The 19906-nt window shown below is 49.3% G+C and carries 20 protein-coding genes and 1 tRNA gene; 18 read left to right on the top strand and 3 right to left on the bottom strand.

Translation table 11 applies throughout. The features are described 5' to 3' along the window. Nucleotides 1-2: 2 nt before the first annotated feature. The 6 genes from ACXX82_RS04475 to ACXX82_RS04450 all read left to right on the top strand — a co-directional run bounded on the left by ACXX82_RS04475 (nucleotide 3) and on the right by ACXX82_RS04450 (nucleotide 6193). Nucleotides 3-2237: a TonB-dependent receptor gene (locus tag ACXX82_RS04475; RefSeq protein WP_322232385.1), complete on the top strand. Its 2235-nt coding sequence runs from the start codon at nucleotides 3-5 to the stop codon at nucleotides 2235-2237. Nucleotides 2238-2322: 85 nt separating this feature from the next. After that, nucleotides 2323-3027, top strand: a complete 705-nt coding sequence (locus ACXX82_RS04470; protein ID WP_458562501.1) for a MotA/TolQ/ExbB proton channel family protein — start codon at nucleotides 2323-2325, stop codon at nucleotides 3025-3027. 1 nt (nucleotide 3028) lies between these two features. Continuing rightward, entirely contained in the window at nucleotides 3029-3427 is a 399-nt protein-coding gene (locus ACXX82_RS04465; protein ID WP_322232383.1) for an ExbD/TolR family protein, read from the top strand. 8 nt (nucleotides 3428-3435) lie between these two features. Next, entirely contained in the window at nucleotides 3436-4122 is a 687-nt protein-coding gene (locus ACXX82_RS04460; protein ID WP_322232382.1) for a TonB family protein, read from the top strand. A gap of 72 nt (nucleotides 4123-4194) precedes the next feature. Beyond that, nucleotides 4195-4926: an acid phosphatase gene (locus ACXX82_RS04455; RefSeq protein ID WP_322232381.1), complete on the top strand. Its 732-nt coding sequence runs from the start codon at nucleotides 4195-4197 to the stop codon at nucleotides 4924-4926. A 181-nt stretch (nucleotides 4927-5107) separates the two neighbouring features. After that, a complete protein-coding gene (locus tag ACXX82_RS04450) occupies nucleotides 5108-6193 on the top strand; it encodes a YncE family protein (protein WP_458562500.1) in 1086 nt (361 codons plus the stop codon). 94 nt (nucleotides 6194-6287) lie between these two features. On the opposite strand, the gene ACXX82_RS04445 is transcribed toward ACXX82_RS04450, so the two are convergent. From ACXX82_RS04445 to ACXX82_RS04435, 3 genes are all read right to left on the bottom strand, one after another. Further along, entirely contained in the window at nucleotides 6288-6980 is a 693-nt protein-coding gene (locus ACXX82_RS04445) for a glutathione binding-like protein (protein ID WP_458562499.1), read from the bottom strand. 63 nt (nucleotides 6981-7043) lie between these two features. Beyond that, the gene (locus ACXX82_RS04440; protein ID WP_322232378.1) at nucleotides 7044-8255 is read right to left on the bottom strand and encodes a pyridoxal phosphate-dependent aminotransferase; all 1212 of its coding nucleotides are present in this window, start codon (nucleotides 8253-8255) and stop codon (nucleotides 7044-7046) included. Nucleotides 8256-8472: 217 nt separating this feature from the next. Continuing rightward, nucleotides 8473-8916 carry a putative toxin-antitoxin system toxin component, PIN family gene (locus ACXX82_RS04435; RefSeq protein ID WP_322232377.1) on the bottom strand — a complete coding sequence of 148 codons (444 nt, stop codon included), beginning with the start codon at nucleotides 8914-8916 and terminating at the stop codon, nucleotides 8473-8475. Nucleotides 8917-8974: 58 nt separating this feature from the next. Between ACXX82_RS04435 and yaaA the strand changes: the two genes are divergently transcribed. The 12 genes from yaaA to nuoH all read left to right on the top strand — a co-directional run bounded on the left by yaaA (nucleotide 8975) and on the right by nuoH (nucleotide 19896). Further along, entirely contained in the window at nucleotides 8975-9751 is a 777-nt protein-coding gene (yaaA, locus tag ACXX82_RS04430) for a peroxide stress protein YaaA (RefSeq protein WP_322232376.1), read from the top strand. A gap of 171 nt (nucleotides 9752-9922) precedes the next feature. Continuing rightward, nucleotides 9923-10669: a triose-phosphate isomerase gene (gene tpiA / locus ACXX82_RS04425; protein ID WP_322232375.1), complete on the top strand. Its 747-nt coding sequence runs from the start codon at nucleotides 9923-9925 to the stop codon at nucleotides 10667-10669. Nucleotides 10670-10867: 198 nt separating this feature from the next. Then, entirely contained in the window at nucleotides 10868-11305 is a 438-nt protein-coding gene (gene secG, locus ACXX82_RS04420; RefSeq protein ID WP_322232374.1) for a preprotein translocase subunit SecG, read from the top strand. An 84-nt stretch (nucleotides 11306-11389) separates the two neighbouring features. Further along, nucleotides 11390-11474, top strand: a tRNA-Leu gene (locus tag ACXX82_RS04415). 158 nt (nucleotides 11475-11632) lie between these two features. Next, entirely contained in the window at nucleotides 11633-11992 is a 360-nt protein-coding gene (locus tag ACXX82_RS04410) for an NADH-quinone oxidoreductase subunit A (protein WP_108439673.1), read from the top strand. 3 nt (nucleotides 11993-11995) lie between these two features. Beyond that, the gene (locus ACXX82_RS04405) at nucleotides 11996-12472 is read left to right on the top strand and encodes a NuoB/complex I 20 kDa subunit family protein (protein WP_014005578.1); all 477 of its coding nucleotides are present in this window, start codon (nucleotides 11996-11998) and stop codon (nucleotides 12470-12472) included. 9 nt (nucleotides 12473-12481) lie between these two features. Next, nucleotides 12482-13078, top strand: a complete 597-nt coding sequence (locus tag ACXX82_RS04400; RefSeq protein WP_323506764.1) for an NADH-quinone oxidoreductase subunit C — start codon at nucleotides 12482-12484, stop codon at nucleotides 13076-13078. Next, a complete protein-coding gene (locus ACXX82_RS04395; protein ID WP_322232372.1) occupies nucleotides 13078-14331 on the top strand; it encodes an NADH-quinone oxidoreductase subunit D in 1254 nt (417 codons plus the stop codon). Before ACXX82_RS04400 ends, ACXX82_RS04395 begins: the two co-directional genes overlap by 1 nt. A 230-nt stretch (nucleotides 14332-14561) precedes the next feature. Next, the gene (nuoE, locus tag ACXX82_RS04390) at nucleotides 14562-15065 is read left to right on the top strand and encodes an NADH-quinone oxidoreductase subunit NuoE (RefSeq protein ID WP_322240141.1); all 504 of its coding nucleotides are present in this window, start codon (nucleotides 14562-14564) and stop codon (nucleotides 15063-15065) included. After that, entirely contained in the window at nucleotides 15062-16357 is a 1296-nt protein-coding gene (nuoF, locus tag ACXX82_RS04385) for an NADH-quinone oxidoreductase subunit NuoF (protein ID WP_322232371.1), read from the top strand. Before nuoE ends, nuoF begins: the two co-directional genes overlap by 4 nt. A gap of 123 nt (nucleotides 16358-16480) precedes the next feature. After that, nucleotides 16481-18829, top strand: a complete 2349-nt coding sequence (nuoG, locus tag ACXX82_RS04380; RefSeq protein WP_323506763.1) for an NADH-quinone oxidoreductase subunit NuoG — start codon at nucleotides 16481-16483, stop codon at nucleotides 18827-18829. After that, entirely contained in the window at nucleotides 18829-19896 is a 1068-nt protein-coding gene (nuoH, locus tag ACXX82_RS04375) for an NADH-quinone oxidoreductase subunit NuoH (protein WP_322232369.1), read from the top strand. Before nuoG ends, nuoH begins: the two co-directional genes overlap by 1 nt. Nucleotides 19897-19906: the final 10 nt, after the last annotated feature.

Genomic DNA, 19906 nt, shown 5'->3' with positions numbered 1-19906 from the left:
TCATGAAAGTTCGTAGCGTCAAGCCAACACCAACGTCCGGTGTCCAGCCAAGTCTTAAGCAGCATTCCACGCCACATCTTAAAACCTGTAATACCCACATTCTGCGAGCCATCGCCATGCTGTGCATCGTCACACCGGTCGTTGGATATGCCCAGCAAGCCACCGATCTGGGTGCGGTCAGTGCGGCTGACGGTTCGGGTTCTGCAACCCAGACATCGCGTATTCCTGCTGCCGCCAAAAGCGCACCGTCCCAAGGGTCATTGGAGGCACGGTCAGCCCAATCCGAAGTGAGCGAAGCTTTCATTCGTAACTATACTTCGCCGATTGCTGACTTTAGCCAAGTGATTCAAATGACGCCGGGCGTGTATAGCTATAGCCCAAACGGCCCTGGTCTTGGTGATACCAAGACTTACTTTCGCGGTTTTCAGGATGGTGACTATTCGGTGACCTTTGATGGTATTCCATTTCAGGACACCAATAGCCCGACTCACCATACGTGGGCCTTTTTCCCTGCACAGTTTATCGGCGGTGCGGTGGTTGATCGCAGCCCTGGCTCTGCGGCGACAATTGGTCCCGCCAATTTCGGTGGCTCAATTAATTTATTATCACGTAATCTTGATCCGCAGCAACGCACCAGCGTGACCGGATCATACGGGACCTGGAACACGTCTTTGATTGGTCTCGAACATGAAACTGGACAGTTTGGGTCCGACGGTTCTTCAAACCTTTTGTTCAATGTGCATGAGATGAAATCGGACGGGTACGAAACCTATAACAAGCAAAAGCGTGATGCCATTTCACTTAAGTACCAGTTTGCAATCACCGACAACACTGCACTGACTGTGTTCGCATCGTCAATCGATTTGCACACAAATACGCCGAACACCAAGGGCCCGACCCGCGCGCAAGTTGCGCAGTATGGCGACAATTACCTTATGAGCGGCGACCCAAAACAGGCCAACTATTACGGCTATAATTTTTATCATGTCACATCAGATTTTGAATATCTTGGTTTGACCTCGAATCTGGGCAACGGCTGGAAGCTGGACGACAAGTTGTACACCTACGCTTATCACAACCAGCAAAATTACAACGGCACCACGATCACGACGACTAGCGGCACTGACAAGCTCAATGCGTATCGGACTTACGGCAATTTGCTACGTCTTAGTCAAGAATCAGGCATGGGGACTTTACGCACCGGTCTGTGGTCTGAATATGCAGATACCAATCGCTACCAGATTCCGTCCGATCCCCGTACCTGGATTGATGCTGTACTGCCAAATTTTCATGAGAAATTTAAAACGACGACACTGCAACCGTTTGTTGAGTACGAGTTTAATGTCACGAATGATCTTAAAATCACTCCAGGCGTGAAGTATGCGTCTTACCGTCAGGATTTTACGCAGTTTGCTGACAACGGCAAGACGGTCGGTAGTCTCGGTGGCGCGCCAAGTATTTCGCATGCAACGACCTATAACTCGACGCTTCCGTCGTTGGATGTGCATTACAAACTGCAACAGAACTGGTCTGCTTACGCCCAGTTTGCGACCGGTAGCGAGATCCCGCCGACCAACGTTTTTGACGTCAAAAATGCGAATGTCACTGTGTTGCCTGCAATGGTTAAGACCAAGACTTTTCAGATTGGTACTGTGTGGAAGTCGGAGCGATTTACGTTAGACGTCGATGCTTACCATATCAAGTTTGATAACGCCTATTCATCGTCGACTGATACTAGTGGTAATACCACATTTTATGCCAACGGAACGTCAGTGACGCAAGGTGTCGAAGCGGAAAGCAATATCATTCTGGGCGGCGGTTTCAGTCTGTATATCAATGGCACTTATGGAAGCTCCAAATATTCCAACGGTCAATGGGTTGCCAGTGCGCCGAGCGATACTGAAACGCTGGGTCTGAGTTACGAGCAAGGTGCCTGGAATACAGGCTGGTTCACCAAGCGCGTAGGCAAGATGTATAACGACAACGGTGGTATCCATCAAGCTGTGTCAATTGATCCGTTCCTTCTATCGAATCTGTTCGTCAACTATACATGGAAGAATCCAGTGAGTTGGGCTAAGCAGGCGAAGGTTCAGTTCGGTGTCAATAATCTCTTTGATAATCACAGTATCGTTGGCGTGACACCGGCCTCGACAAAAACCTCAGTCCCGGCTCCGGGTGACCAACTGACTTTGCTTCCAGCGCGTAGCACTTCTTTGACGCTCACCCTTGATTTCTAATTCTGTCATCTGATTTAGCGGGGAAGCATTGCTTTCCCCATTTTCTGATGATTGATTTCTGACCTTTGATTGCCTATCTAAAATTATGAATATTTCACATTTATTTGAACTGGCCAATGACTCCGGTGGCACACTGTATTTGATGATGGTTTTGTTGCTTGTAGCATTGACCGTTATCATCGAGCGCACCCGTCATTTGTCTAACATGCAGCAAGGTGGCGAACAGTTAATTGCTTTGCTAAAAAAAGACAACGTCCAGCTCAGTACGTGGTCTGTACCAGAAAAACTGGCAAAATTGCCGCATGTCCGCTTGTTTGACGTCTTGCAGAAAGAACCCGCCAGCGCCGACCGGGATACTTTTGGCGGTCATCTGGAGGAGGCCATCATGCATGAAGTACCAATTCTTGATCGCTCATTGTGGGTGCTTGACACGGTAATCACGTTGGCGCCTTTGCTTGGTTTATTCGGCACCATCATTGGCATGTTCAACGCATTTCATGTGCTGGGCGACGCCCAGAATGGCGCTGCGCAGATCACAGGTGGGATTGCTGAAGCCCTGATTGCGACTGCTTCAGGTCTTTTGATTGCAATGATCGGTCTGGTATTTTTTAATGCCTTGCATACTCGCGTGCGAATTGTTTTGCATCAGCTTGAGACGATCAAGATTATGCTGGTCAATCGTCACGATCTTCTGGCTTCACACTCGGCTTTGCGCGCTGCATCGCACGTGTCGACATTGGTTCCAGCGACGTCACACGTCAAGTCGATCACATTGCCAGCGAGAGCCTGAGATGCGTTATCTGGAAACACGGAAAGCCCGTATCGAAATTATTCCGATGATCGATATCATGTTGTTTTTACTGGTTTTTTTTGCGATGTTGACGTTACGCATGATTCCTACTTCGGGCCATGTCACCAAATTGCCAACCAGTTCAACTGCCGTCACAATGCCACCTCCTAAATTGTTGGTCGAAATTGCACCGGATGGCGCGTTGCTTGTCGAAAATCACACGCTGACGGCGACGCAACTGACCGCGTTGCTGCGCAAGCGCGACAGTGGAAAAACATCTGTCACCATCGCGGGAAATCAGACTGCATCATTGCAGCAGGTGATGGAAGTGATTGATGCTATTCGTAACGGTGGCGCGACCGAAATTGGTCTCGCTACGCGCAATGCCAACACCAAATAAGGGCGGCTATGTCTGCAACTATTCCCATTCATCGCTTTCCTGTGGGAGCGTTTGGCCTAGCGGTTCTGGTAGAGATTGCGTTGGTGACCGTCGTCGGTATTATTTTGGTTGCAACGCCTTCGAAGCCTGCCTTATCGGCGCCGGTACCGATTACTCTATTGAGTGAAGAGAAGCCGCCAGAGGCGCTTCCGACGCCCAAACCACCTGAGCCAGCGCGGCCAAAACCGCAGCCGACTCCAAAAACAAAGGTGATCCCGACCAAACCGCAAGCGCAGACCGTTCCGCAGAAACCAGTTACACCGCCAACCATTCCGCTGCCACTCGCACAGACACCAACCGCATTTGCCGAACCGACTTCGATGCCTGCACCGCCATCACCGCCTACGCCACCTCCGGCTACTAGCGGTAAGGCCGATGCAAGTCTTGCGTATGCGGCCAAAGTGCGCGCTGCGGTGCAGGCTGCGGTTGCCTATCCACCAGCGGCGGCCGCATTGCATTTTTCAGGTCGTGTGCGAGTGGAGTTCCATTTGCGAGATGCCATTCCATCGCAAGCCAGCGTGATCATATCGAGCGCCATCGGCATGATTGATCGGGCCGCGTTGCAGTCGGTGCAGAACGCGCACTATCCCGAGCCACCAACGGATATGCGTGGCGTCGATAAGTTGTATCAAGTTTGGGTTGAATTTACACGCTGAGTACTTTGAGCACTTCGAGCACTTTGAACAAGTTAAGCATTTAAAACTTAAATCATTTCTAAGGTTATTGTTATGCGCAATTTATATACATCTTTAGCGTTCTGTCTCTTTGCAGCATCCTCTTTTATCGGTTCACCTGCGATCGCAAAAGGCGCTGAGCCATTTATTTCAGCAAGAGATATTGATTTGGTGAAGTTATTGCCGCCGCCGCCCCCTAACGACTCGGCTCAGACCAAGGCCGAGTTGGGAGAGATATTGACCGTGCAGGTCACGCGTACGCCGGAAATGGTAGCGCGGGCTAAAGCCGACGCTGTGGAAAATATCTGGCGATTTGCAGATGTGCTGGGGCCAAATTTTAAGCCTGAAAATTTGCCAAAATTTTCGGATTTTTTCTCGCGTGTCGTGAGTTCGGAGGGAGCAGTGGTGGACCCATCCAAGAATTTTTGGCAGCGTCCGCGCCCCTATCAATATAGTGATCTGGTCAAGCCAGTGGTTAAACTGACGGCATCTGGATCTTATCCTTCCGGCCACGCAACGGGCGGCACATTGATGGGGATAGTTTTGGCAAACATGGTGCCCGAAAAGCGTGCCGAAATTATGGCGCGCGCGCGCGAGTATGCGAATAATCGTATTGTCGGTGGTGTACATTATCCCTCAGACATTGAAGCCGGTCGTATTGTCGGGACATTGATCGCCGCAAATCTCATGATGCGTGATGATTTTAAGACTGGCTTTGCCTCGGCTAAAATTGAGTTGCGTAATCAACTGGGTTTAGCCGAGGATTTATCTAAAGACAATAAGTAATCAGAGCAAAAAAATTAGTTCTAATAAGCTAACCAAGATTGTAGGCCGACGCTTTTATAAGAATTTTATAAGAGATTTTTGTAAAAAAGGTTGCATAAGATTTTCTGCACGAAATGTTATGAATCTTTATTGCATCATCATTTAGCCAAATACATTTTTATCCTTTGAAAGGAATGCCAGCATGTTTCTTGTTTCGCTGCGCAACACGCAAGTTGCATTATCCCTCGCCATTACTTCTCTGGCGATAGTGGGCATGTTAAGTTCAGTTGATTCTCTTGCCAATCAGAAGGGAGTTGAGGTCAGCCATCAACCGCACTATCACGTCATGGATAAATTTCATTTGGAAGGCGATGTGAAATGGGACTACATGACGATGGATGCTGAGCACCGCCATTTATTTATCGCACACGGCGATCGGGTGGAAGTATTTGATGTCGATAAAAAGAAACTAGTCGGCGCAATTCCGAATACCCCTGGGGTGCATGGCGTTGCGATTGCCTCTGATTTGGATCGAGGATTCACCAGTAACGGGAAAGGCAATTCAGTAACCATCTTTGCGCTGTCCACTCTTAACATTATTAGCACTACCGTTACCGAAAAGAAGCCCGACGGGATTGTGTACGACCCGCTCAGCAAACGTGTATTCGCGGGCAATGGCGGGTCGGACAGTCTCACGCCGATTGATGCACTGGCGGGGAAGTCACTTGCTGCGATAGCATTGGGTGGTAAGCCGGAGTTTGTGGCGGTCGACGGAAAAGGGCGTTTATTCGTGAATTTAGAGGATAAAAATCAACTGGTTATCGTCGATACACAGAAGTTGCAAGTGATTCAGCGGGTCGATTTATCTGCAAGTTGTGACGAGCCAGCCGGGCTTTCGATTGATCTGGTGACGCAGCGGTTATTTGTTGGTTGCCATAATCAAAAGATGGCTATTGTCGACGCTAGTTCGGGCGAGATACTGGATTCTGTGACTATCGGTAGAGGCAGCGATGCAACTGCTTTTGATGCGACGACCAAATTGGCATTCAGTTCGAATGGCGATGGCACACTTGATATCATTGGCGCTCGTGACTCTACCCACTATCAACGCATGCAAACGGTCAACACCATACAGGGAGCAAGAACCATGGCGATTGATCCGGTTTCTCACAATATATATGTGGTAGCCGCAAAAATAGAATTTGCGGGTAAAACTCCACGGAAAAAAGCAACGTCACGACCACGGTTTATTCCTGATACGTTGACCTTAGTGACCGTTTCGCCTTGAAATAATCAATAAATTCTCAATCACTGGCGGTGTGGCATTACCCGTACTTGAAAGTAAGGGGAATGCCACAGTTCAGCAGATTTACTGTCGGCAGTTATCTTTTTTCGTACTGTTGATTGCCGAATAAAATGCTACGCTCTTTGTCGCCCGTCAACGGCTTACGTAAGTCAGCCAGCACTTCCACGCCGCGGATAACGGCAGGGCGTTGACTGATGGTGTCGAACCATTTTTCCACATGTGGAAAATCACTCAATTCGACGCCTTGATTTTTCCATGAACGCAGCCACGGGAAAGTCGCCATATCGGCGATGGTATATTCGCTCCCGGCCAGATAGGCGTTGGTAGCCAGTTGTTTATCGATGACACCGTACAGGCGTTTGGCTTCGTTGGTATACCGATCAACGGCGTATGCGATTTGGTCCGGTGCGTACATGCGGAAGTGATGCGCCTGTCCTAACATGGGACCCACGCCGCCGACCTGAAACATAAGCCATTCCAATGTCTTAAATCGTTCCCGATCAGTATTACCGAGGAATTGGCCTGTCTTGCTGGCAAGATAAAGCAAAATAGCGCCAGATTCAAATATCGAAATCGGTTCGCCATCGGGACCTTCCTCATCAACGAGGGCAGGAATTTTATTATTAGGAGAAATCGATAAAAAGTCTGGAGTGAACTGGTCGCCAGCGCCAATATCGATAGCGTGTACGCGATAAGGCAATCCACATTCTTCCAGCATAATATGTATTTTATGACCGTTAGGTGTTGGCCAGCTATAGACGTCTATCATCAATATTTCCTTTGCGGGGTGATCAATCGGTGTGAGCAATGCGTAAGTGTTAACTGTCAAACTTTAAATGGTTTTTAGTCGTTGCAGCGCCTTATGCAGGGTTTCATCTTGTTTCGCAAAACAAAAGCGCACGATGCCGGATTGACGTGGCGTCGAGTAAAAAGCGGACACAGGAATCGCAGCAACGCCAATTTCACTAGTTAACCAGCTCGCAAATTCCACCTCACTTGTGGAGGAAATTGCGGAGTAATCCACGCACTGAAAATACGTGCCATCAGAAGGTAATAATTTGAAGCGAGAATCTTGTAAGCCAGTCCGAAATAAATCACGCTTGCGCTGATAGAAGGCGGACAGTTCCAGATAGGGCGCTGGATTCTGCATATACTGTGCAATCCCATACTGGACAGGCGTATTGACCGTGAAAACGTTGAATTGATGCACTTTGCGAAATTCCGCAGAGAGGGCAACGGGTGCTGCAACGAAACCAATTTTCCAGCCCGTAACGTGATAGGTTTTGCCGAAGCTCGACACAATAAAAGCGCGCGCGGCCAGCTCAGGATGACGGCTGATCGATTCGTGCGTCAAGCCGTCATACACCATGTGTTCATAGACTTCATCCGATAAGATCAGAATGTCGGTGTCGCGTACGATGTCTGCCAATGCTGCTATATCAGTGGCGCTCAGCACGCTGCCGGTGGGATTGTGCGGAGAGTTGATCATAATGAGCCGGGTGCGTGGACTCACCGCTGCCGCGACGTTATCCCATGGCACAGCGTATCCGTTTGCGCCGAGTGTCATTTGTACAAAGACCGGTTTGCCGCCAGCCAATTCAATGGCTGGCACGTAGCTGTCATAAGCCGGCTCGATGACAATCACTTCATCGCCGGTGTGGACCGCACACATAATGGCCGTCAGCAAACCTTGGGTGGCGCCCGCAGTGACGGTGATTTCAGTGGCCGGATCATAACTATGCCCGTGCAGTTTTTTGATCTTCTCAGCGATGGCTGATCGCAGTGAAGGTATACCCACCATTGGAGGGTATTGGTTCAGGCCATTCTTCATGGCCTCGCTAACGGCGCCGACCAGCGCAGGATCACAATTAAAATCGGGGAAACCCTGGCCTAAGTTGACCGCATTTTTTTCAATCGCAAGCGCTGACATGGTTGTGAAAATGGTGGTGCCAACGTTAGGTAGTTTTGACCGCAACGTCGGAACGGTGGCGTTTAGGGAGGTAAGAGGTGCCGTAAATGCGGCAACATTGGGCAGCTTGGTCATGAGTTTTTATGATCAGGTATCGACGATAACAGATGCGGCTGTGGTTAATTTTCCGAGAGCCATCCAGCAGTGCGATGCCGGTCCGCACTTGTACTAGTTTCATCGGGAAATTTTGACAAACACATGAAATTTTTTTAAATATTTTGCTCGGCAACAGGTTTCTATAATTACATGCTTATTTTAGCGGTTTGTGGCCGAACTCATATAAGAAGCGTAATTACTGTTGCGGCAGTTGCCAACTCTGAGGGGGAATGATCGAAAAAAGTCCTAATTTAGCGGTCTTGCGAGCTAGCTTCAGGAGCGCTTTGTCCTTGGTAATGAGCGTTGTGGCGTGCGTATCTAGTGCCAATTCCAGAAATTTCTGGTCATCCGGGTCGGAGCAAATCGGTAATCGGATATCGGTGCGGGGAGATAGCGCCTCCGGCTCAACATATTTTATATATGTTTCGAACGCCAGGTTGAATCCCGGACGCGTCTCGTCGTTAATGGGCAGGTGCGAGTAATGCAAAACCAGTTGCCATTCCATGCGGCAGTCGGCACGCGTTACGGCTTCAACCTCGCCTGATTGAAGCGCTGCCATCAATGCTGACCAGCGTGGGTCACGGAAAACAAATAAATCTAAACAGACATTCGTGTCGATTACGATGCGCTTCGGTATCATTGGGAACAATTCTTTTCGGTATGTTTATTTTTTGAATACATGAGTACGGATATTATCTATGTTAATTGTTCTATCGCCTGCCAAGTCGCTCGATTACACCACGCCACCGACTACTGATCTACATACATTGCCAGATTTTATTTCGCGCTCGGCTGAATTGGTTGACGTGTTAAAAAAAATGTCACCCGCAGAAGTGGGCGGACTGATGCATATTTCCGATGCTCTTGCGCATCTGAACGCCACGCGGTTTTCCTCCTGGTCAACAAATTTCAGCAGCATTAATGCCAAACAAGCAATTTTGGCATTCAATGGTGACGTCTACGCAGGATTTGATGCCAACTCGTTGAACGCGAAACAATTGTCTTATGCACAAAGTCGCGTCCGTATTTTATCCGGGTTGTATGGCATGCTGCGGCCACTCGATCTGATGCAGCCTTACCGACTGGAAATGGGGACAAAACTGGCGAATCCTGGCGGCAAGAATTTATATGCATTTTGGCATGACACCGTAACACTAGGGCTAAATCAGGAGTTAGCCAAACTTAAAGCCGATGTCTTGGTCAATCTGGCATCGGATGAGTATTTTAAAGTGGTTCGACCCAAAGTCTTGGAGGCGAGTATCGTCGCACCGGTTTTTGAAGACTGGAAAAACGGTAAATATAAGATTATCTCCTTCTATGCGAAGCGCGCGCGGGGGTTGATGGCACGCTACGCGACCGTGAATAAAGTTACAGATCCAGAGCAATTGAAAGACTTTGATGTAGAGGGTTATCAATTTGCCGCAAAAGATTCTGATGCGGCGCGTTGGGTATTTCGACGCCGCCTCGCTGCTTAACCCATGGTGTTTATAGGCGCTTCCCTTCTATAAAGGTTGTAAATAAGCACGTTTCTCCTGTTTTTATGGATATCGATCAGTGAAAATAATGGGTAATAATCCTGTGGTTTGACCGCCTCGGTCCTCCCGCGTTAGAATGTCGGGTTATTAAAATAGTGGGCTTTGCCGATAATGCGTCGCAATCTCGTAGCTGGAAATTGGAAAATGAATGGCAGCTTAGCTGCCAACACGTCATTGCTGGCGGAACTGAAGGCTGGCCTTGGGGCGACTAATTGCGATATAGCAGTATGTGTGCCATCTCCGTATTTGGCCCAGTGCCAGGCCGCGCTTGCCGGAACAGCATTGGCTTGGGGCGCGCAGGATGTATCTGTTCATGCTTCCGGTGCCTATACGGGTGAGGTGGCGGCCTCTATGTTGATTGATTTTGACTGTAAGTATGTGATTGTCGGCCATTCCGAGCGGCGCGCGTATCATGGTGAGTCCAGCCAAATGGTGGCGCAAAAAACGTTGAGTGCGCTGCAGGCGGGTTTAACCCCGATTGTTTGCGTGGGTGAAACCTTGGCACAACGTGAAGCAGGACAAACCGATGCTGTAGTCGGTGAGCAGTTAGATGCCGTACTGGCACTGCTTGAGGTCTCTGCGATCAAGAAGATTGTGATTGCCTATGAGCCGGTATGGGCGATTGGGACGGGTAAAACAGCCACGCCGCAAATGGCGCAGGATGTCCATGCAGCTTTGCGGAGTAAAGTGTCGCTTAGGGACAGCGAATCTGCATCGGTTGTAAAGATTTTGTACGGCGGGAGCATGAAGCCCGATAACGCAGCCGAACTCATGGCAATGCCGGATATTGACGGTGGCCTGATCGGTGGTGCAGCATTGAAGGCAGCAGATTTTCTTTCTATTATTGCTGCGGCTTGAGCTTCGCACCGGTGAGACATCGATTCGCTCGTAATATCGATGTGACTTGCCGGTGTCAATAAGGCGGTAGGTCCACCAGCTATTGAACAGCTGATTAATAAGCTATTCATGCGGGTGCGGCGGAAATATAGTAGTGAAAAGCGCTAAAAGAATTAGATCGTAAAAAACAGAAGTATCTCTCCATTGGAAAATCATTAAATGAACTCAGTACTTACTATTATCGTTGTCGTTCAAGTTTTGTCGGCGTTAACGATTATCGGACTTGTCCTATTGCAGCATGGTAAAGGTGCCGATATGGGCGCAGCTTTTGGCTCGGGCGCTTCAGGTAGTTTGTTTGGAGCGACTGGCTCATCGAATTTTTTGTCAAAGTCGACGGGTTTGGCCGCGCTGATTTTTTTCTGTGCAACATTAGCTTTGGTTTATTTGGGTAGTCATCGCACTGCAGCAACTGGCGGTGTAATGGACAGTTTGCCAGCGGCATCCGCACCGGCGGCATCGATTCCATCGACTACGGTTCCTGTGCCAAATACAGCGGGTAGCGCGCCAGCGACACCGGCCGCAAGTGCGCCAGCGGCAGCGACAAATCCAGCTGCGGCAGGGCATAGTACCGACCCTTCGAATCAAATCCCTAAATAGTTTTAGTTTAGAACGTAATTACTGGGTTTTAATCAAATTGTGCATTGAACAAAAATGCGAAAACAGGTTAAAATATGCCCTTATGCCGACGTGGTGAAATTGGTAGACACGCTATCTTGAGGGGGTAGTGGCGAAAGCTGTGCGAGTTCGAGTCTCGCCGTCGGCACCAAGCTTTTAAAGTCAGCAAAGTTGTTCCTACGCTGGTTTGTTATCGAGGAACTAGTGATGGTAGATTCAAGCAGTTAAGTCTTATACGGATCGAATTAATCGGTATAAAACTTAACCTCACATCACTTTGCTAACCGTTCAAATTATTGGCGAAAAATCGTGAACCTCGAAAATTATTTCCCCGTCTTATTATTTATATTGATCGGTATTGCGGTTGGTGTTATGCCGCAATTGCTGGGTCGTATTCTTGGGCCACATCGGCCCGATGCTCAAAAAAACTCTCCATACGAATGCGGTTTTGAAGCATTCGAAGACGCGCGCATGAAGTTTGATGTGCGGTATTACCTTGTCGCCATTTTGTTCATTTTGTTCGATCTGGAAACTGCCTTTTTCTTCCCTTGGGGTGTCGCTATGCGAGATCTCGGCTGGGCTGGCTTCATCACGATGATGGTATTCATCGCTGAATTTGTTGTCGGCTTCTGGTACATATGGAAGAAGGGCGCGCTGGATTGGGAGTAAATCATGTCAATTGAAGGTGTATTGAACGAAGGATTTGTCACCACTACGGCTGATAAACTCATTAATTGGACGCGTACCGGTTCCTTGTGGCCGATGACGTTTGGTTTGGCTTGTTGTGCAGTCGAGATGATGCACGCCGGAGCCTCGCGCTACGACATGGATCGTTTCGGCGTTATTTTTCGCCCATCGCCGCGCCAGTCGGATGTCATGATCGTCGCAGGAACGCTCTGTAATAAGATGGCACCTGCGTTACGTAAGGTTTACGACCAAATGCCGGAGCCTCGTTGGGTTATTTCAATGGGTTCGTGTGCAAACGGTGGTGGTTACTATCATTACTCCTATTCAGTAGTGCGTGGTTGTGATCGTATTGTGCCTGTTGATATCTACGTTCCCGGCTGCCCTCCGACTGCTGAAGCCCTGCTGTACGGCATCATTCAGCTGCAAAACAAGATTCGCCGCACCAATACGATTGCGCGCTAAGAGAACCGAATGACGACGAAATTAGAAACCCTTGAAGCAGCTGTGCGTAATGCGCTAGGCGACGATCTTCAAAGTCTGACTGTTGCCTTCGGCGAGGTCACCATTATCGTCAAGGCGTCGAATTATTTGTCGGTCATGCGCGTACTACGTGATCATGCCGATACGCGCTTTGAAGAGTTGATCGATTTATGCGGCGTTGATTACTCAACGTACGGTGATGGGGCGTGGGACGGTGCACGTTTTGCTGCCGTTTCGCATTTGCTGTCCCTCGAACATAACTGGCGCTTGCGCGTGCGTGTATTTGCGCCCGATGATGAGTTGCCTATTCTGTCATCTTTGACAGGTATTTGGTCTGCTGCTGACTGGTACGAACGCGAAGCATTCGATTTCTTCGGAATCCTGTTCGAAGGTCATAACGATTTACGTCGTATTTTGACCGACTACGGATTTATCGGTCATCCGTTCCGCAAAGATTTCCCTGTTTCTGGCTACGTTGAGATGCGTTATGACCCAGAGCAAAAGCGCGTAATTTATCAGCCTGTTACGATAGATCCGCGTGAAATCACGCCGCGCGTGATTCGCGAAGAAAATTACGGGATCAAATAATGGCAGAAATCAAGAATTACACGCTGAACTTCGGTCCGCAACATCCTGCTGCGCATGGTGTTTTGCGCCTCGTGCTGGAGTTGGATGGCGAGGTTATCCAGCGTGCCGATCCGCATATTGGTTTGTTGCACCGCGGAACTGAAAAATTGGCAGAGCAAAAAACCTATTTGCAATCGGTTCCTTACATGGATCGTCTCGACTACGTGTCGATGATGTGTAATGAGCACGGATACGTGATGGCTATCGAGCGCTTACTAGGCCTCGAAGTGCCTTTGCGTGCGCAATACATCCGCGTCATGTTCGATGAAATAACCCGTTTGTTGAATCACTTGATGTGGATCGGCGCGCATGCATTGGACGTCGGCGCAATGGCAGTATTGTTGTATGCATTCCGCGAACGTGAAGATTTGATGGACTGTTATGAAGCAGTTTCCGGCGCACGGATGCATGCCGCTTACTATCGTCCCGGCGGTGTGTATCGCGATCTGCCTGACCAAATGCCGCAGCATAAAGCATCGATTGTTCGTAACGCAAAAGCCATCAAGGCCTTGAATGAAAACCGCCAGGGTTCAATGCTGGATTTCATTGAGGATTTCACAGCCCGTTTTCCTACATACGTTGACGAATACGAAACCTTGCTGACGGATAATCGTATTTGGAAACAGCGGCTGGTTGGCGTCGGTGTTGTCTCACCAGAGCGCGCCAAAGCCATGGGTTTCACGGGTCCAATGTTGCGCGGATCTGGTATCGAATGGGATTTGCGCAAGAAGCAACCCTACGAAGTTTATGATCTACTGGATTTTGATATTCCAGTCGGTAAGAACGGCGATTGTTACGATCGCTACCTTGTACGCGTCGCAGAAATGCGTCAGTCAAACCATATTATCAAGCAGTGCGTAGAATGGTTGCGAAACAATGATGGTCCGGTGATGACGACTAATCACAAAGTGGCACCATCTTCTCGCGTTGACATGAAATCGAACATGGAAGAGTTGATTCATCACTTCAAACTCTTCTCTGAGGGATTCCACGTGCCGCCGGGTGAAGCCTACGCTGCCGTTGAACATCCAAAAGGTGAGTTTGGTGTGTACATTGTTTCCGATGGGGCCAATAAGCCATATCGTCTGAAAATTCGTGCACCCGGCTTCCCGCATTTGCAAGGTTTGAATGAGATGGCTAAGGGCCACATGATTGCGGATGCCGTCACTATTATCGGAACGCAAGATATTGTGTTTGGAGAAATTGACCGCTAAGGATTGACTTTTGGATACCTAAAAAACAGTACGAATGAACTTGGTTTTGTTTGAAGATGTTGGCAGCCCGCAGAAGTACGGAAGTGCTGTGAGCATCACAAAAGCGAATTCGGTTTGTTTGGCAGATTTTTAGAAGTTTCCAATAGCGAGTACATGTTTTCGTGAGTGTGGTGCGCTTTACAGCACTCGCCGTGAATTTACCAATAACCAGCGCAGATCACCGCGTACGAATGGCCAACAACATGTTGTTAAGTCAAGATACATACAAAAAAATTGATCGCGAGGTAGCGAAGTTTCCTACCGACCAAAAACAGTCGGCAGTAATGGCTGCATTGGCGATTGCGCAGGATGAAAAAGGCTGGCTGTCGCCAGAACTGATGCATGACATCGCCGATTATCTCGAGATGCCGGCTATCGCGGTGCAGGAAGTCGCGACCTTTTATAACATGTACAACACCAAGCCGATCGGTAAACATAAGATCACGATTTGCACCAATTTGCCTTGTCAGTTGTCCGGCGGCGAAAAAGCAGCGGCACATCTTAAGCACAAATTAGGTATCGACTATCGCGAAACCACCGCAGACGGCCAGTTCACGCTGATGGAAGGTGAATGCATGGGCGCTTGTGGTGATGCGCCGGTGCTATTGGTTAACAACAAGCGCATGTGCAGCTGGATGTCGAACGATAAGATCGATGGCTTGCTAGCGGAATTGACCGAATCGAGCCCAAAATGACCAGTCTGCATAATCGACATATCAATCCATTGATCCTTGCAGATCTCGACGGTGACAACTGGCATTACGAAGATTATGTTAAACGCGGTGGTTACTCTGCGTTGAAGCGCATTCTGAATGACGGTATCACGCCGGAACAAATTATTGCAGAACTAAAAGCGGGATCGTTGCGTGGTCGTGGCGGCGCTGGTTTTCCGACAGGTTTGAAGTGGAGTTTTATGCCACGTCAGTTTCCCGGTCAAAAATACCTGGTCTGTAACTCGGACGAGGGCGAGCCTGGCACGTTTAAAGATCGCGACATTATTCGCTACAATCCGCACGCATTGATTGAAGGTATGGCGATTGGTGCGTTTGCGATGGGTATCACCGTCGGCTACAACTATATACACGGTGAAATTTGGGCTGGCTATGCGCGTTTCGAAGAGGCGCTGGATGAAGCACGCGCTGCGGGCGCACTGGGTGACAAAATATTCGGAAGCGCTTTCAGCTTCCAGTTGCATGCGTTCCATGGTTATGGCGCTTACATTTGCGGTGAAGAAACCGCATTGCTCGAGTCGTTGGAAGGTAAAAAAGGGCAACCGCGCTTTAAGCCACCGTTTCCAGCCAGCTTTGGTATGTACGGCAAACCGACGACCATTAATAACACTGAAACATTTGCGGCAGTCCCTTTTTTGCTCAATATGGGCGGCGCAGCATATGCCGGACTAGGTAGGCCAAATAACGGCGGTACCAAGATTTTCTCGATTTCGGGCGATGTTGAATTGCCGGGCAACTATGAAGTGCCTTTGGGCACGCCATTTGCCAAGTTGTTAGAACTCGCTGGTGGTATGCGTGGCGGTAAAAAAATCAAAGCGGTGATTCCCGGCGGTTCGTCTGCTCCTGTGATACCTGGCAGCGTCATGATGGATACCGATCTTGATTATGACGCCATTGCAAAAGCGGGGTCAATGCTCGGTTCTGGCGCAGTGATCGTGATGGACGATACACGTTGCATGGTCAAGGCTTTACAACGATTGTCATACTTCTATTTTGAGGAGTCGTGCGGGCAATGTACGCCATGCCGCGAAGGTACCGGTTGGCTATATCGACTGGTTCATCGGATTGAAAATGGCGAGGGTCGTCCAGAGGATATCGATCTGCTCGATACTGTCGCGGGCAATATCATGGGCCGCACGATTTGCGCGCTTGGTGATGCAGCAGCGATGCCGGTACGCGGTTTTCTGAAGCATTACCGTGAAGAATTCGAGTATCACATTGAGCATAAGCATTGCCTGGTGCCAGCGTATGTTTAAAGGGCGGCGCTAAAAATTTACTGCGCGACCATATGACACTATTGATTGAGTGAAATTATGTGTGTTTGTGATGGCGTAATTCAAAACAGTAAGCAAAATACTTAGGCAAGAAAAGCAAAAGCCATGGTCGAAATCGAAATAGACGGCAAAAAAGTGGAAGTCCAAGAAGGCAGCATGGTAATGGATGCTGCCAATAAAATTGGTACTTACATTCCCCATTTTTGTTATCACAAAAAACTCTCCATTGCGGCTAACTGCCGCATGTGTCTGGTCGAGGTAGAAAAAGCACCGAAGGCCTTGCCTGCTTGCGCTACACCAGTAAGCGCCGGCATGATCGTGCGCACTGCAAGCGACAAAGCAGTCACAGCGCAAAAGAGCGTGATGGAATTCCTGCTCATTAACCACCCGCTTGATTGCCCAATTTGCGATCAGGGTGGCGAATGCCAATTGCAGGATTTGGCGGTTGGATACGGTAAATCTTCCTCCCGTTACGAAGAAGAAAAACGGGTAGTGTCTCCCAAAGATGCTGGTCCACTGATCTCCATGCAGGAAATGACACGTTGCATCCAATGCACCCGCTGCGTACGTTTCGGCCAGGAAATTGCTGGCGTCATGGAGTTCGGCATGGTGGGTCGCGGGGAACATTCCGAAATCACGACCTTTGTTGGTAAGACTGTTAACTCTGAACTGTCCGGCAATATGATCGATCTTTGCCCGGTTGGCGCGTTGACTTCCAAGCCATTCCGTTACAGCGCTCGTACCTGGGAACTGTCGCGTCGGAAATCAATTAGCCCGCATGATGGCCTTGGTGCCAATCTGATCGTCCAGGTTAAGTCGGGCAAAGTGATGCGCGTGCTGCCTTTAGAAAACAATGATGTCAATGAGTGCTGGTTGTCCGACAAAGACCGCTTCGCTTATGAAGGGTTGAACAGCGCCGAGCGCTTGACCAAGCCGATGTTGAAGCAAGACGGCAAGTGGCAGGAAGTTGAATGGCAAACGGCCTTGGAATACGTGGCGCATGGTTTGCGTAATGTCCGCCATGAACACGGTGCTAATGCGATTGCCGCGTTGGGCACGCCGTATTCAACGTTGGAAGAACTCTCTCTGCTGCAGAAAGTTGTGCGTGGACTTGGTTCAGAAAATATCGATTTCCGTACCCGTCAGTCAGACTTCGCTCTGGATGGCAAGGTCTCACCTTGGTTGGGTATGTCGATCAACGAATTCGCTGACCTTGATCGGGCGTTCGTGATTGGCTCGTTCCTGCGGAAAGATCATCCGTTATTATCGGCACGGCTACGTTTGAGTGTGAAGCGCGGCGGCAAGTTGAGCATTCTGCACGCCACTGATGATGATTTGCTGATGCCCGTCGCTAATAAGATCATCGCCGCACCGTCCGCATGGCTGGCTATGCTTGGTGAGGTTGTGGTAGCGGTTGCACAAGCAAAAAGTATTGCCATACCTTCGGGTTTTGAGAATATTGCGCCATCGGCGAGTGCAAAACAAACTGCCACAAGTTTATTGTCAGGTACTTCGAAAGCAGTATTACTCGGTAACGCGGCTGCGCAGCATCCACAAGCGTCACAATTGCATGCGGCCGCTCAGTGGATCGCGCAACAAACTGACGCCAGGTTTGGTTATATGACCGAGGCAGGGAACACAGTTGGTGGTTATCTGGCGCAGGCCATCCCTGCGGTTGGCAAAGGTGCCAATGCCCAAGAGATGTTTGCTTCACCACGCAAGGCCTATGTTTTATTAAATGTTGAGCCTGAGTTGGATAGTTTTAATCCGCAAGTCGCGCGTGCTGCACTCAATCAGGCTGAAATGGTTGTGGTTTTATCGGCGTATAAGCACGCTACAGATTATGCCGACGTCTTGTTGCCCATTGCCCCATTTACCGAAACTTCCGGCACCTTCATCAATTGCGAGGGACGCGCCCAAAGCTTCAATGGCACGGTGCGACCATTGGCGGATGCAAGACCAGCTTGGAAAGTTTTACGCGTGTTAGGAAACTTGCTCAGTTTGCCCGGTTTTGACTACGATACTTCCGAAGCGATTCGTGCAGAAGTACTTGGCACCGATAATCTTGCAGAAGCAAATCTGCAAAGTCGTCTAAATAACATCTCTGATGTTGCATTGCAGCCAGTGTCGGCAGTCATCGCAGTCAGCGATGCTATTGAGCGTGTTGCAGATGTACCTATCTATTTCTCTGATGCGGTTGTCCGTCGCGCCTCATCGTTGCAAACAACTACCGATGCACAGGTGCCGCAAGCCTGGTTATCTGCGACGCTAGCCCAGAAAATGGGTATCGCAACGGGTGACCTGATTAAGGTGAAGCAAGGGCAGGGCGCTGCATCGTTGATGGCGGCAATAGATGTGGGCTTGCCCGAGAACGTGGTGCGCATAGCCGCAGGACATTCATCTACAAACGCATTGGGTGCGATGTTTGGTTCTATCAGCGTGGAGAAAGCGTGATGGATCATTTTATCGCGGCCATCAATGCGGCAGGTACCGACAATTTAGGTATGGTCTGGCCACTCATCTGGAGCATCGTCAAGATCGTCGTCATCGTTGTGCCACTATTGTTATGCGTGGCTTATTTGACCTATTGGGAACGCAAACTGATCGGCTGGATGCATATTCGCCTCGGCCCAAATCGCGTCGGTCCTTTCGGTTTGTTACAACCGATTGCCGATGCGCTGAAGTTGCTGCTTAAAGAAGTAACCTTGCCATCGCGTGCAAACAAATACCTCTTTTTTATTGCGCCGATCATGACCATCATGCCAGCGTTGGCAGCGTGGGCTGTGATTCCATTTGGTCCCGAAACAGTGCTGGCTAACGTCAATGCCGGTTTGCTATTCGTGATGGCGATTACATCGATGGAAGTCTACGGTGTGATTATTGCGGGCTGGGCGTCAAACTCTAAATACGCTTTCCTCGGCGCGATGCGTGCTTCGGCACAGATGGTGTCGTATGAGATTGCAATGGGTTTTGCGCTGGTGATCGTGTTGATGGTGTCCGGCAGCTTAAATCTGACAGATATCGTTATGGGACAAAGCAAAGGTTATTTCTACGATAAAGGTATTGGCTTCCTGTCGTGGAACTGGTTGTCTTTGTTGCCTGTATTCGTGATTTACTTTATTTCTGGAATTGCCGAAACAAACCGTCATCCGTTCGACGTGGTTGAAGGTGAGTCAGAAATCGTTGCCGGTCACATGATTGAGTACTCGGGAATGTCGTTCGCGATGTTTTTCCTGGCGGAATACGCCAACATGATCTTGATATCGATTCTCACAACATTGTTATTCCTGGGTGGTTGGGCATCTCCGGTGCAGTTTCTGGATTTCATCCCTGGATGGATTTGGCTCGGTGCGAAAACGTTCCTGGTTGTGTCGATGTTTATTTGGGTCCGTGCGTCTTTCCCGCGCTATCGTTATGACCAGATCATGCGCCTCGGCTGGAAAGTATTTATCCCTTTGACGCTCGCTTATCTGGTGATAGTCGCAGCCTGGATTCAAAGTCCGTGGAATATCTGGAAGTAATGGAAGGTTT

This window comes from Glaciimonas sp. GNP009, assembly GCF_054343755.1.
The sequence above is the reverse complement of the archived record's forward strand: the minus strand, read 5'-3'. Positions and strand labels throughout refer to the sequence as shown.

Excerpts from the sequence above, each read along its gene's own strand:
- nuoE (WP_322240141.1), top strand. The coding sequence starts at position 14,562 with ATGGCCAACAACATGTTGTTAAGTCAAGATACATACAAAAAAATTGAT.
- ACXX82_RS04445 (WP_458562499.1), bottom strand. The coding sequence starts at position 6,980 with ATGATAGACGTCTATAGCTGGCCAACACCTAACGGTCATAAAATACAT.
- tpiA (WP_322232375.1), top strand. The coding sequence starts at position 9,923 with ATGCGTCGCAATCTCGTAGCTGGAAATTGGAAAATGAATGGCAGCTTA.
- ACXX82_RS04470 (WP_458562501.1), top strand. The coding sequence starts at position 2,323 with ATGAATATTTCACATTTATTTGAACTGGCCAATGACTCCGGTGGCACA.
- ACXX82_RS04435 (WP_322232377.1), bottom strand. The coding sequence starts at position 8,916 with ATGATACCGAAGCGCATCGTAATCGACACGAATGTCTGTTTAGATTTA.
- yaaA (WP_322232376.1), top strand. The coding sequence starts at position 8,975 with ATGTTAATTGTTCTATCGCCTGCCAAGTCGCTCGATTACACCACGCCA.
- ACXX82_RS04405 (WP_014005578.1), top strand. The coding sequence starts at position 11,996 with ATGTCAATTGAAGGTGTATTGAACGAAGGATTTGTCACCACTACGGCT.
- ACXX82_RS04440 (WP_322232378.1), bottom strand. The coding sequence starts at position 8,255 with ATGACCAAGCTGCCCAATGTTGCCGCATTTACGGCACCTCTTACCTCC.
- ACXX82_RS04455 (WP_322232381.1), top strand. The coding sequence starts at position 4,195 with ATGCGCAATTTATATACATCTTTAGCGTTCTGTCTCTTTGCAGCATCC.
- ACXX82_RS04400 (WP_323506764.1), top strand. The coding sequence starts at position 12,482 with ATGACGACGAAATTAGAAACCCTTGAAGCAGCTGTGCGTAATGCGCTA.
- ACXX82_RS04395 (WP_322232372.1), top strand. The coding sequence starts at position 13,078 with ATGGCAGAAATCAAGAATTACACGCTGAACTTCGGTCCGCAACATCCT.
- ACXX82_RS04475 (WP_322232385.1), top strand. The coding sequence starts at position 3 with ATGAAAGTTCGTAGCGTCAAGCCAACACCAACGTCCGGTGTCCAGCCA.
- ACXX82_RS04465 (WP_322232383.1), top strand. The coding sequence starts at position 3,029 with ATGCGTTATCTGGAAACACGGAAAGCCCGTATCGAAATTATTCCGATG.
- nuoF (WP_322232371.1), top strand. The coding sequence starts at position 15,062 with ATGACCAGTCTGCATAATCGACATATCAATCCATTGATCCTTGCAGAT.
- secG (WP_322232374.1), top strand. The coding sequence starts at position 10,868 with ATGAACTCAGTACTTACTATTATCGTTGTCGTTCAAGTTTTGTCGGCG.
- nuoG (WP_323506763.1), top strand. The coding sequence starts at position 16,481 with ATGGTCGAAATCGAAATAGACGGCAAAAAAGTGGAAGTCCAAGAAGGC.
- ACXX82_RS04450 (WP_458562500.1), top strand. The coding sequence starts at position 5,108 with ATGTTTCTTGTTTCGCTGCGCAACACGCAAGTTGCATTATCCCTCGCC.
- ACXX82_RS04460 (WP_322232382.1), top strand. The coding sequence starts at position 3,436 with ATGTCTGCAACTATTCCCATTCATCGCTTTCCTGTGGGAGCGTTTGGC.
- nuoH (WP_322232369.1), top strand. The coding sequence starts at position 18,829 with ATGGATCATTTTATCGCGGCCATCAATGCGGCAGGTACCGACAATTTA.